The sequence below is a fragment of the Methylobacterium sp. CM6244 genome, assembly GCF_054817885.1.
Genome location: NZ_CM139247.1, coordinates 1,504,322 through 1,516,492, shown reverse-complemented (window position 1 = coordinate 1,516,492; position 12,171 = coordinate 1,504,322). Strand labels below are relative to the sequence as shown.

At 65.4% G+C, this 12,171-nt stretch carries 9 protein-coding genes; 3 read left to right on the top strand and 6 right to left on the bottom strand.

Annotation, left to right across the window (positions count from 1 at the left end):
* The 6 genes from bcsA to ACYQML_RS06985 all read right to left on the bottom strand — a co-directional run bounded on the left by bcsA (position 1) and on the right by ACYQML_RS06985 (position 9,519).
* Positions 1-2,451, bottom strand: a complete 2,451-nt coding sequence (bcsA, locus tag ACYQML_RS07010; protein ID WP_461221297.1) for a UDP-forming cellulose synthase catalytic subunit — start codon at positions 2,449-2,451, stop codon at positions 1-3.
* A 288-nt stretch (positions 2,452-2,739) separates the two neighbouring features.
* Entirely contained in the window at positions 2,740-3,489 is a 750-nt protein-coding gene (bcsS, locus tag ACYQML_RS07005) for a cellulose biosynthesis protein BcsS (RefSeq protein ID WP_056428626.1), read from the bottom strand.
* A gap of 384 nt (positions 3,490-3,873) precedes the next feature.
* Positions 3,874-6,450 (bottom strand): cache domain-containing protein, encoded by a 2,577-nt coding sequence (locus tag ACYQML_RS07000; protein ID WP_461235106.1) that lies wholly within the window; start codon positions 6,448-6,450, stop codon positions 3,874-3,876.
* 248 nt (positions 6,451-6,698) lie between these two features.
* Positions 6,699-7,757 (bottom strand): serine endopeptidase, encoded by a 1,059-nt coding sequence (locus ACYQML_RS06995; RefSeq protein ID WP_461235105.1) that lies wholly within the window; start codon positions 7,755-7,757, stop codon positions 6,699-6,701.
* A 300-nt stretch (positions 7,758-8,057) separates the two neighbouring features.
* Positions 8,058-8,312 (bottom strand): hypothetical protein, encoded by a 255-nt coding sequence (locus ACYQML_RS06990; RefSeq protein ID WP_461235104.1) that lies wholly within the window; start codon positions 8,310-8,312, stop codon positions 8,058-8,060.
* Between the two features lie 634 nt (positions 8,313-8,946).
* Positions 8,947-9,519 carry a hypothetical protein gene (locus ACYQML_RS06985; RefSeq protein WP_461235103.1) on the bottom strand — a complete coding sequence of 191 codons (573 nt, stop codon included), beginning with the start codon at positions 9,517-9,519 and terminating at the stop codon, positions 8,947-8,949.
* Here ACYQML_RS06985 and ACYQML_RS06980 point away from each other — a divergent pair.
* The 3 genes from ACYQML_RS06980 to ACYQML_RS06970 all read left to right on the top strand — a co-directional run bounded on the left by ACYQML_RS06980 (position 9,512) and on the right by ACYQML_RS06970 (position 12,163).
* The gene (locus ACYQML_RS06980) at positions 9,512-9,724 is read left to right on the top strand and encodes a hypothetical protein (RefSeq protein WP_461235102.1); all 213 of its coding nucleotides are present in this window, start codon (positions 9,512-9,514) and stop codon (positions 9,722-9,724) included. The genes ACYQML_RS06985 and ACYQML_RS06980 overlap by 8 nt on opposite strands.
* A 415-nt stretch (positions 9,725-10,139) precedes the next feature.
* Entirely contained in the window at positions 10,140-11,093 is a 954-nt protein-coding gene (locus ACYQML_RS06975; protein ID WP_461235101.1) for an MBL fold metallo-hydrolase, read from the top strand.
* Positions 11,094-11,404: 311 nt separating this feature from the next.
* Complete coding sequence (locus tag ACYQML_RS06970; protein ID WP_461235100.1) at positions 11,405-12,163, top strand: SDR family oxidoreductase; 759 nt, start codon at positions 11,405-11,407, stop codon at positions 12,161-12,163.
* Positions 12,164-12,171: the final 8 nt, after the last annotated feature.

Sequence of the window (12,171 nt, the reverse complement as noted above, 5' to 3'; positions counted from 1 at the left end):
TCACGTCCGCACGAGCGGGTCGTGCGACCCACGGCTCGCTTGCTTGCCCGAGCTTTCGAGAAGGCGGTCGTTCTCGAATTCCAGCATCAGCCGGACCCAGTCCGTCGCGGCCTCGCTGCCGGGAATGCGGCTCGATCCTTGGCGGACGACGAGGGGATTGTCGGACGGGCCGGGCGGGGTGGGCTGCGTATCGGCGGGTGCGGTGAAAGGGGCCGGCTGCTGCACCAGGAGGGGGGCTTGCGCGCTTTGTTTCGGCAGGACCGGGCCTGCCTTGGCCACGGTCTCCGCCGTAGAGGCATGTCCGCTCTTGAAGGCGTAGCTCGCCGCGCGGAACGGCTCGACCAGGCCCCACCAGATCAGCTGCAGCGTGCCGGAAAGGATGTTCTTGTGCCGGCGGCGGCTCTGCTGGAAGCGCAGGAGCGCACCGGCATCGCCGTACATCAGGCCCGCCAGCGCCCCGTATCCCTTGGGATCGAGGGGCTGGAATTGGAGGTTGAGCACCATCTCGTCGCCCGATTGGGTCATTTCGCCGATCTCCACCGGCAGCGGCACCTGCACCGGAGCACCGTCGATGGGGACGACGGAGAGCTGGCCGGTGCGGTGCGTACTCCCAGCTCCCGGCGGCAGCGCCTCGGCGCCGAAACGGATCGTGCAGCCCAAAGCAGAGGCGCGTTCGATGGCGACATCGAGAGCGCGCCCCCCGAAGACGAGGCGGCCATGCCGGTTGATCGCCAGCGAGGGGCTCGCTTCGGTGGTCCTGCGCTCCGCCGCCACGCCGAGGGCCACGCCGGCGGTGAGGAGGTTGAAGAAGTTCCAAAGGCCCACGACCAGCATCAGGTTGGTGACGCCTGGCTCGAACAGGTAGCGGTAGAGGGCCGTGCCGCAGCCGATGAGCAGGATGAAGTAGACCGCGAAATAGGGCCACGCCATGGGCGAGAGGTGGTCCTGATCGAGGGCGGCTCCCTTGGCGGTGACGTTGAAGGTCGGCTTGCGCGGCGAAACGATCACCGAAATGATGGCCCGGAAGAGATACAGGCCCTGGACGTATTCGTAGAGCTCCGAGACGAAGGGCCAGCGAAACTTACCGTAGACGTAGTTCTGCATCATCAGGTTGATGACGATATAGGTCGCCGTATAGGCGATCGACTCATCGACGCTGGCGACGAAGATCTTCAGGTCGAAGAAGATGTGCAGCATGGGCGCGAACATGAAGATCATGCGCGGCACCGGAAAGAACCAGAACGTCATGCTCGACAGGTAGGCGAGCTTCTGGATCGGGTGGAGCCCGCGCTTGAACAGCGGGTTCTTGAGCATCAGGATCTGGAACATGCCCTGGCACCAGCGCGAGCGCTGGCCGATGAAGGCCACCAGTGTATCGGGCTGCAGGCCGGCGATGAGCGGCGTGTCCACGTAGATGCTGTTCCAGCCGCGCGAATGCAGCTCGAAGGCGGTCTCGCAATCCTCGGTGATCGTGACGCCGGAGAAACCGCCGGCCTCGTCCAGCGCGCGCCGGCGCAGGAGGGCGGCAGAGCCGCAGAAGAACGACCCGTTCCACTTGTCGAGGCCGCGCTGCGTCACCGAGTAGAACATCTCGTTCTCGGACGGCATGCGGTCGAAGGTGCGCAGGTTCCGCTCGATCGGGTCCGGATTGAGGAAGGCGTGCGGGGTCTGAACCAGAAACAGGCGCGGGTCGGCCGCGAAATGGCCGATCGTCTCCCGCAGGAAGGAGCGGAACGGCACGTGGTCGGCATCGAGGACGACGATGATCTCGCCCTGCGAATGCTTGAGACCGTTATTGAGGTTGCCGGCCTTGGCGTGCTGGTTGCGCGGCCGGGTCAGATAGGTGACGCCGAGCGCCTTGCACAGGGATTGAAGCTCGCTGCGCCGCTGTATCGCCTCCTGCGCTTTCGCGGGGTCGGGATCGGCGCATTTCTGGTCGGTGCCGCCGTCATCGAGCAGCCAGACATGGAGCTTGTGAGCCGGGTAGTCGATGAGCTTGGCGGCGGACAGGGTCGTGGAGAGAATCCCCGCATCCTCGTTGTAGCTCGGAACGAAGATGTCGACGGTGGGCAGGTCCTCGGGCGGGCCCAGGGGCGGCGTGGCGCGGCGCAGCGGATCGGCGTTGATGATGAGGCTGATGAAGAGGATGAAGACGCAGTAGAGTTCGCCCAGCAGCAGGACGAGGCCGAACCCGAAGCTCACCGGATCGGACGGGGACGGCAACGTGTTCGTGACGCGCCAGAACATGTAGCGCAGGACCACGAGGCTCCCGAGAGCCAGGAAGACGAACCGCGCCGGCGGATTGTCGAAGAAAATCCATAGGATGCTCATCGCCACCATGGCGCACAGGCTCATCGCGAGCTGATCCTGCGTGCTGATCGGCTGACTCAGCAGAGCGAGAACAGCGACCGCGGACACCATCCACACGATCCAGCGCAATGCAGATCTCAAAACGAGTATCCCTCTGGGGGCGGGCAATCGGTCGGCACAAGCAATTATCGCGCGGGTGCATGAAGCTGTCGTGAGGAAGAATGCTTAACTTCCAGCATCCGACATCCACGGCAGCGTCAGGCATCGGACTCGGCCATTTTGCGGCCAACCGGTTGCGATTGTCTTGCTACGCTGAAAATCGAGAAATCTCGGTCTTAATATGTCGTTTAGGATGCAATTGGGCGGTTGCTACGCCGAAGAAGCGCGGAATGGTGTGACGCGTCGAAACGAAGCACGGCAGGCACGGCCTCAGAACGCGGCCCGGGCCTCCACACTGGAATAGTAGCCGCTGCCCTGGATCCGGTCCTTCACGTAGCCGACGCCCACGGCCATCTTGATCGGGCCGATGGAGAAGCCAGTGACATGGGCGCCGATGCGGTACTGGCTGAAGAAATTGTCGCCCAGGACCATGGCCTCGGGCCCGATATAGATTCCGTCGGCGACCATGTAGCCGGCGCGGAAGCGCGTGTAATAGGCGCTGAACTGCGTCGAGTAGGAGCCATAGGCCGAGACCATGGTGTTCTCGGTGGGCCGAGCGTAGAAATTCGCGGCGAGCTTGGCCCCGACTCCGGTTCCGATCACGGGGTTGTCCGGGTCGAGAATCGAGAGCTGGTTGCTTCTCACATTGAAGCCGACGAAGCCGGCCAAGGCCGCGTCGCGCCAGATCCACTCGTAGCCGGCGCTGAGCGCGCCTTCCTGCTGGTAGCCGTTGACCCGCTGGGCGACGCCCTGGCCGGGATAGCTGTAGGTTCCGGCGACCGCCTCGACGCGAATACGCGGGCCGCTCTGAAGCAGAGTGCCTTCCGTGGCAAAGGTCCCCGTCACCGAACCGAAGGCCGAACTGTTCGAGGTGACGGCCGCCGAGGCATCCACGGCCGTCGTCCAGGCGTCGTCCCGCGCCACGGGCTCGGCGCCCGTGTACCAATCCGCCGCCTGAGCCGACATCCCGACGAGCAAAGCGGGGACGAGGACAGTAGCGAGAGTTGCAAAGCACTTCATGGGGGCACGACCCTGTTGTCCCGGCGCGCCCGGATGCATCCCTCAACGGGTACCGTTATCATCGACGCGTTTTCTTTTATGTTCCGTCAACGTTAACTGAGAGCTAACGGCGGCCGGGAAGCCACCATTCTTCGTAAGCTTGCTGGAAACTTACTCAGAGACGCGCGATCTTGTGTCGCAACGGGACGACAACGCTCAAGCCAATACGTCCGTGACAGGCCGGCTCATCCCGCGACGGGGGCGCGGCGACATCCGAGGCGGATGCCGCGATCATCGATCGCGGTTCGAGGATCGTCGGCCGGCGGGACGTGCGTCCCACGCCAGTCCAGCCACGAAGCCGCGATTGTCGATCCGAGCTCGCGGGACGAGGCGTCCCGCGCCTTGTCAGGCCGCGACCGCCGCGTTCTTGCAGGCAGCCTCGCGCATGACCGCCGCCAGGGCCGGATAGCGGAATGGCTTCTCGATATGCAGGAACGCGCGGGCGCTCGCTGGCAACTGCCCCCCCGGGCTCGCGAGAATGACGCGGATCTGGGGATGGCGGTTGGTCATGGTCACGGCCAATTGGAGACCGCTCACTACGGGCATGGCCCAATCGGCGATCATGACATCGAAGGTCGCCGCTTCGTCGACGAGGGCCAGGGCATGCTCGGCCGAGCCCGCCTGGACGACGTCGTGACCGAGATCGGTGAGCGCATCGGCGAAGCTCTGGCGCACGAGGCTGTCGCTGTCGACGAGGAGCACCCGGAGGGCGGGCATCTGCGCGCCGGCTTCCTGCGCCTCGGTTTCGGAGGGCGCATCCCCGGCGCGGAGCCAGACTTCCGCGAGGAAGCCGGTGGCACTGCTGCCATCCGCCAGAAGCCTGAAACCACCTCCGACCTGGGTGAGGAGAGCCGCCACCGCCTTGGTCGCCTCGCTGTCGCTGGAGGGTATGGTCGTGGCATGGCGACCAGGCGTGCCGCTGGCCAGGATGATCCGCACGTAACGGCCGGAGGCGAGTGCGATCCCCTCGTCGTCGGAGAGCACCTTCTCGTCGGCACCGATGGCGAACCCTTCCGAGCCGATGTCGCGGACATGGAAGGCGAGGTTGAGAAGGACGGCCTCCAGAACCTTCTCGCTGCACAGGACCTTGGCGAGGCCCGGACGGATCCGGGTCTCCACCGAGGTCTGGTGCAGCACGTTGGCGCCCAGGAACGGGACGAAGGCGGTCAGCGTCACGGCCACGTCGGTTTCCTGCAGGCCGGAATCGTCGCGGCGCACGAAGTTGACGAGGCGCCGGGTCAGGCTCGATCCGCGTTGGGCGCCCGCCAGGGCGGCATCGATCAGGCGTGCCTGGTTCGAGGGAAGATCATGACGCCGTTGAAGGGTCGCCAGATTGGCGATGACCACGGTGAGCACGTTGTTGAAGTCGTGGATCACCCCATCTACGACCTTGCGCAGGACGGTACCGGTCCGGGATTCCACGGGACCATCGGTCTCCCGGCGACGCCGCTCGACCGGAGATGCGCTGCCCTCCGCCTCCGCGCCACCGACGAAATTCGGGTCTTTGACGGTCTCGCCGACGAATTCGCGGCTCAGCGCATGCAGGATCGTGGGCTTGGCCGACTGCGTCTCGTCCTCGGCACGGATGAAACGGACGAAGAGACGCCGCTGGCCATTCTCCGCCAGACTTCCGGTGGTGCGCAGGACGACGTCATGCGGGCCGGGCTGGTCCAGCGCCGACCGCATCGTGAAATCCATCAGATCGCGATCGTCCGGGGCGATTCCGCTCTTGAGATCGGTGAGGGCGACGGCGCGGTCCGGAACCGCATGGTTCGCGTGCGTGGCGGGGTCGCTCCAGGTGACACTGCCGGCCTCGGTGTCGATCTCCCAATAGGTCCAGCCCGACATGGATTCGAAGGTGCGGAAGCGCTCCCGGATGCGCGAGAGGGCCGAGCGCGTCTCCTGGAGTGCGCGGACACCGCTGCGCTCCCGTGCCACGAGGCGCTCTTCGTGTTCCGACAATTCAGCGATGCGCGAGGGCGACGAGACGCCCTGCTCGCTCTCGCCGATCAGCTTGAGCCGCCGCACGATGCGATCGCCGACGATCCAGCCGCCACAGGCCGTCAAAAGACAGACTGCCAGCCACAGCACCACGCTCCCGTTATCGGGAAGGGAGGCCTCGATGCTCCGCGGCGCTCCGGCATTCGTCACGCGTGCGACAGCGAGCCAGCCCGACGGGGCGAGATCACGAAATCCTGCGCTCGGCGTCGCCTGTTCCACGACCTCCCGGGCACCAGACGTCTGTTGGGCCATGAGGCCCGAACTCGGCCGCGCATCGGGAGCGAGAATGGACAGGCCCATGACGCCGTTCGTCACGGGGCCGCTCGCCGTGGCAGAGGCAGCCAGCACCCTGTCCTGAATCTCGCCGATCCACGCCTCGTTCAGGCGGGCGACGAGAATGCCCTCTCCGCCGGCCGCAGGGCCCGGAACCGGCAGCGCGATGTCGAACACCGTCCGCCCGTTCGCCCCCGGAGACGGCACGGCGACGATGGCCTGGGAGGCCCTGGCGCGCAGGAACCAGGACCGGCCGGATACGTCCCGGCCGAAACCGAGATCGTTGCCGGCGACCTTCACGCGGCCATTCGGGCCCACCAGGTTGAGCTCGGCATAATCGGGACGCAACCTGAGCCATGCGCTCAGCTTCGGCTGAAGCTCATCCGCATCGAGGCGCTGGGACGTCTGCTTCAGGGTGACGGCGAGCGTCTTGAGATCTTGGACGACGTCGTAGACCCCGCGATCGAGGGCGGCGGCGAAGCGCTGGGAGGCTTGGGCGGCCTCCAGCGGCTTGCGCGCCTCATCACGGCTCAGGTTGGAGACCGCGAGACTGCCCGAAACGACGAGGATGCCCACGAGCGCTGATGCTCCGGCCACTACGGCATAGAGCGATTTCATCGACATCAGGCTCAGGCTGAGCTTCTTCATCTCATCTCACGCTGATCGTTCTCGGCGTCACGCCGGGACCGCGTTCCTGACCGTCGGGGAGACATCAGACAGACAGATCAGCATTAAAAACTCTTTAAGCGCGGTAGTTAGCGGGTTGCAATCGTTCAGTGTTCCCAAGCGGAACCGGGCCGTTCCCCGCCCGCACGCGCCACGTCCCCCATCCGGCCCGGCCGTCGGCCGCGGTCCGACGGTCCGCCGCTTATCTAACGCCCCTTGGGGTGTCACCGTCAGGTGGCGAGAGGGCGCACCTCATGAGCGGACGGCGTTCCGCAGGCCCGGCAGAAGCGCTCGAAGGTGCTCTTGCGGTGGTCGCAGGTCGGGCAGCGTTCGAAGGCGCCGAGGCCGCAATGAGGGCAGAAGTTCAGGTTCGGGTCGTCGAGGGCGATCGGTCGTTCGCAGCCCGGGCAGGACTTCTTGGCGAGCCGCTCCAACGCCTGATCCGTGGCGATTTCGCCCCGGCGCTCCTCGGTCGGTCGCGTTTCCGCCAGCTTCTGCCGCTCGTTATAAGATTGCAGGGCACCGATCGCCGCACGGCCGGCGACGAGGGTCACGAGGACGCCGACGCCGTATTGCACGTAGCCGCCATAGCTCGGCAGATACGGAACGAGCTCGACGAAGAACGCGAAGGTCGCCGCAAAGGCGAAGCCCCAGACGAAGGGCCAGTTGCGGCCCCGCCGCCGCTTCAGCAACAGCCACCCGGCCAGCCCCAGGAGCGGCAGGGTCAAGGCGAGGCGATATCCGAAGACGCGCAGCTCCTGCTCCCGCTCGACGGCGTCGAGCTTGACCTGAGCCGCCGCGCGCAGGTCGCTCTCCGCTTGCGTCAGCGGTTCTTCCTGCTCGGAAAGGGCGAGCCGCGCCTTCGCCAGCCCTTCCAGCCGCTCCTCGATGGTCCGTTCCGCCCCCTTCAGCGCATCGAGCGCCTGCGTGCGCGCGATGAGGTCCGGATCCTGGTCGACGCGCTGCGTGGCGTCGCGGGTCTTCAGCCAATTGGCGAAGGTCTCGCGCGCAGCCTCCGAGGCCGAACGCGCGGCATCGAGGGCGAGCTGCTCCTGCTCCGTCCGGCGCCGGATGTCGTCCTGCTCGCGACGGATCCGCTTGAGGGACTCGGCCGCCGCGCCATCGGCCGGTCCGTCGAGGAACTGTTCGAGGGTATAGCGGTGCTCGACCTGGGGCAGGTCACCGACAACGAGGGCGCCGAGGCCGATCAGGAACCAGCCGAAGAGGAAGGCGATGAGCCAAAGCCCGAGCGTCAACCAGCGTTCGGACAATCTTCGGCTGGACCGCATATCGTGACCCCTGTCGATGGCCCCGCCCCCGCCTCGGATTCACGAGGTCGAGGCCGTCTCGCGCCCCCCCCCCGAAGGGACCGATATCGCGAACTGGGCCATAAAGCTGACGGGTGTAGCCGCCTTCGCTCCGCGCGAACAGGTCAGTGCCGGCCATCCGCGATTGGGGAACAAGGCGAGGCGTGAAACTAGAAATTGCGAGGATGGGCAAAGCCATTACTTCTCCAGTCGGCGTGTGAAGGCAGCTTCAATGACCCTAAGCTGTTCTTCGTGTTACGATCCGCTTTCTCAACTGGGTTTTTATGAAGGCTTCAGCTCGATCAGTTTCCGGCCAATATTGTACAGCCTCTTGTCGTCCTCTTGGGCGCATCGTGCTAGATTTGCAAGCTTATGACTGTCGCGCTGGCCCATTTTAAACACTTCGATCACGTGCCCTATTTCTTTTGCATCGCCCTTGCTGAAGGCCTCCCTCAACTCAGCGCGACCTTTTACATCCTGTCCTTGGTTCAGGCTCCAGTCCAGGTCGTCTTTAACTGATTTCCAGTTTGCAGACATTATTTCCTCCCTTTGCCCCGTGCAGGACGAGAAAGAGGATACGCTTCTTTTTATCATCGTCGAGCAAATCCGCATGGGCGGCCTTGCTCGCGGGATCGCGGTCAAGCTGCTTCCTGGTAGAGAAGCCGAATGACGTATCGCCGGTTATCGCTAGTCCTCCACACTGCATTCACACGCTCGTCCGCGCATGGAGGGCAAACGGATGGGCTACGATAACCCGCGACACGGCGAGTGGTCGTAGCCCATTCGTGACGACAGCCACACGGTGGTAAGGCCGACGCCACGGATCTGGTTGCGGGAAAGCCTTCTCAGGAGAATGAGCCGAAACTCTCAAAAACCGACGGAGACACAGCTCTGACATATGGAGCCGGAGGTGCCGACGTAGGCTGGATCGTCCCGTTATTAGTGGTTGGCTCTCTACGCCCAATGTCGGTCAAGGAGCTAGAGCCGCGCACCACTGGTTCCAAGGTTGCAGGCGTAGCAAGACGATCACGTTCAATGTGATTGTACATTTGTCAGGCCCATCTGGACGCGTTGAATTGGGAGAAGTGAGCTTAGAATGCGCTGCAAGCGGGCGTGTTCCGGCTGGTATGCCTAGGTCTGGTGTCGCACCGTCACATGGTCAAGCTTCAATCTACTGCCCGCTAAGAGATGGTCCGCCCGAAGTTCCACCGGTGCCGGGCGGGCTGCTGGTGAGCGTGCCGCCGATATTCACGTCCGGCGTGCTGCCAGGAACGGAAGCCGGGCTCGGATTGCCCGGAATAGCATCGGCAGGTCGGCCCCTCGCACCGCTTGCCCGCGGCACCGGACCCGGCTCCATGGATGGCGTCATGACGCCAGTGTTCCCAGCCCCGCCGGTGGGAGCCAGCTGCTCGGCGAAAGCCGGCGCGGTCAACAGGACAGCCAGCATAGTCGTGAGAGCGAGTTTCGTGAGGGTCATGTGTCCGTCCGTGCGGCTGAAGTCGATCAGCAACGGCCGGCGGTTCGGAAGGTTCGGCGCCGCTTCGACGAGAGAGCCGCAGGCTGCCCTCGCCGCGGACACCGACAAATCAATGTCGAGTGCCGTGTGCTTCTCATCGGCGGCACCGACGCGGCCGGCATCGCCGGTGCGGAGCGCCGCTGCCGCGAAGCGGAGGGCGCCGCCGTCGGCGGCCTTGGCGGAACACGACGTTGTCGTCGCGCGCGAGCGGCCCGGCGTGATGGGCATCCTTCTCAACGACGGCAAGGAATGCACGGAACAGGTCGGCATCCGTCCCGCCATCCGGGCGAGCGACGTCGCGACGACGCTTCGACTGACCCTGGCCGGGGCGGGCACCTCCCGAGCCTCATCGCCGCCCGTGACGTCGAAGCGGGCCTGCTCGTCCGGGTTCGCGGACCGTGGGCCACCACGGGCGGGACATCGAGGACGGTGAGCCTGGCGGGACGGGAGTTGCCGGCAGGTGTGCCTGTTCCCCGAACATGTGCGTACCGAAATCTCGAAGCGGTTTTTCGTGGAATCCACGCAGCGATAGACGATCCGGGCAGCGCGTTTCCTGCGGGAGCCTCTCGTCGCCCTCGCGTGCGGACGAGCCCCCGACTCCTCTGCGGGGAATGAGACGCGCCCATACGTGGAAACCCGACGCTCGGTACCAGCTTCGAAGCTTCTTATTGGTCGGAAGAGGGACCGTCCGTTCAGAGGAGAAGTATCGAGGAGAACCGTTCATCCACGGGCGATGAGTTCGACGTTTCATCGCTCATGTCACATCTGCCAACCCAGTCTCGTCCCTGTGGCATGACGCGCGTTTCTTGATCCTAACGAGCCAGATGCAAGCGCGTCCCACGAAAGGGATGACGATGACGACTGCAGTGACAACCAATACCGGACGAACCGATCCGGGATATACTGGCGCTCCACCTGTGGGATCCGAGGAGTTGGTGCCCTCGCGCTACGCGGTGCGGATCGGTGAGATCGACGTGCTGGTCGTCAGCGACGGAGTGCTGCCGCTCCCGACCAAGATGTTGGGACACAACGTCGAGGCGGCCGAGAGGGCGACTTGGCTGAACGACATGTTCCTGCCGCCGGACGCGTTCGACTGGTCGCTGAACGTGGTGGTTGTCCGCAGTGGCGGCCAGACCATTCTCATCGACGCCGGATTGGGGCTGGACCCGAACCTCAACCTGCCGCGGGCCGGGCAACTGGTCAGGCGATTGGAGGCCGCCGGTATTGATCTCGCGTCCGTGACCGACGTGGTGCTGACCCACATGCACATGGACCATGTCGGCGGGCTCCTCGTCGAGGGAGTGAAGGAGCGGCTGCGCCCGGACCTGCGGATCCATGTGGCGGCCGCCGAGGTCAAATTCTGGGAAGCGCCCGACTTTACTCATGTCGACATGCCACAGGGGTTCCCGGACGCGCTTCGGGCAGCCGCCAAGCGGTTCGCGCAGGAGTACCGCAGCCAGTTGCGGCTGTTCGATGAAGAGCACGAGGTCGCGCCGGGGGTGGTCGTCCATCGCACCGGTGGCCACACTCCCGGGCACAGCGTGGTCCGCCTGGCATCCGGCGGCGACCGGCTGACATTCGCCGGCGACGCCGTGTTCACGGTCGGGTTCGAGCACCCAGACTGGCACAATGGCTTCGAACACGATCCCGAGGAGGCGGCTCGCGTTCGCGTCAGGCTTCTGCGGGAGCTGGCGGCGACCGGTGAGCAGTTGATCGCCACGCACCTGCCGTTCCCTTCCGTCGGTCGGGTCGCGGTCGATGGCGACGCCTTTCGGTGGGTTCCCCTGTTTTGGGACTACTGAAGGCATGGGGTCAGTGCCGACCCGGTCGCCCGTTCGAACCATGGTTCGCGCACGCATGATCCATCCGCAATGGCCGCTCCTCGGGATCCGTCCCGAGGAGCGGTTTCCATGGGATCACGCCGTCCCGGCACGCCCGAACCGGGACGGCTTTTCTCCGAGGCCGCGCCCGTCGCGAGCATCCCACATGGCGAGCCCTCGCCGGTCCCGAGTCGGACGCATCGATCGTCCGCGCCGATGTCACACCGCGAGGGGCATTCCTCGTCATGACGGCGACCGGTCCCGATGGGACTGGAGACAAGATGGAGCGTCACATGAAGATCGTCGTCATCGGCGGCACGGGGCTGATCGGCTCGCAGGTCGTCACCATTCTCAAAACCGCCGGCCATCAGGTCCTTGCGGCCTCGCCGAATACGGGTGTCAACGCCGTCACGGGCGAAGGCCTCGCGGATGCGTTGCGGGGCGCCGGCGTGGTGGTCGACGTCGCCAACTCACCGTCCTTCGCCGACGACGCGGCAATGGACTTCTTCGTTCGTGCCGGACGGAACCTCGCGGAGGCCGAGAAGAATGCCGGCGTCTCCCACCATGTCGCGCTCTCGGTCGTCGGGACCGAACTCTTGCTCGACAGCGGCTACTTCCGCGCCAAGCTCGCCCAGGAAGAACTGATCGCCTCGGCGGGCGTGCCGTGGACGCTTGTCCGTGCCACGCAGTTCTTCGAATTCGTCGCGGCGATTGCGGGGGCCGCCATCGTCGACGGCGTTGCGCGCGTCACCTCCGCGTCGATCCAGCCGATCGCATCGGCCGACGTGGCCGCGAAGGTCGCCGAAATTGCCCTGGCGCCGCCCCGGAACGGCATGATCGAGATCGCCGGCCCTGACCGGCTGCCGATGGCCGAGCTGGTGAAGCACCACTTCGACGGCATCGGCGAGACACGCGACGTCATCACGGACGACACGGCCGCGTATTTCGGGGTGGTCCTTGGAGGGCCTTGGCTGACGCCCACCGGCGACGCGTGGCTCTCGCAGCGGCGCTACGGCGACTGGCTGGCGGCGCAGCCGAAGCGCGTGGCCTGAGGCTCCCC

Coding starts and splice junctions, on each gene's coding strand:
- ACYQML_RS06970 (WP_461235100.1), top strand. CDS start 11,405: ATGAAGATCGTCGTCATCGGCGGCACGGGGCTGATCGGCTCGCAGGTC.
- ACYQML_RS06995 (WP_461235105.1), bottom strand. CDS start 7,757: ATGCGGTCCAGCCGAAGATTGTCCGAACGCTGGTTGACGCTCGGGCTT.
- bcsS (WP_056428626.1), bottom strand. CDS start 3,489: ATGAAGTGCTTTGCAACTCTCGCTACTGTCCTCGTCCCCGCTTTGCTC.
- ACYQML_RS07000 (WP_461235106.1), bottom strand. CDS start 6,450: ATGAAGAAGCTCAGCCTGAGCCTGATGTCGATGAAATCGCTCTATGCC.
- ACYQML_RS06990 (WP_461235104.1), bottom strand. CDS start 8,312: ATGTCTGCAAACTGGAAATCAGTTAAAGACGACCTGGACTGGAGCCTG.
- ACYQML_RS06980 (WP_461235102.1), top strand. CDS start 9,512: ATGGGCATCCTTCTCAACGACGGCAAGGAATGCACGGAACAGGTCGGC.
- ACYQML_RS06975 (WP_461235101.1), top strand. CDS start 10,140: ATGACGATGACGACTGCAGTGACAACCAATACCGGACGAACCGATCCG.
- ACYQML_RS06985 (WP_461235103.1), bottom strand. CDS start 9,519: ATGCCCATCACGCCGGGCCGCTCGCGCGCGACGACAACGTCGTGTTCC.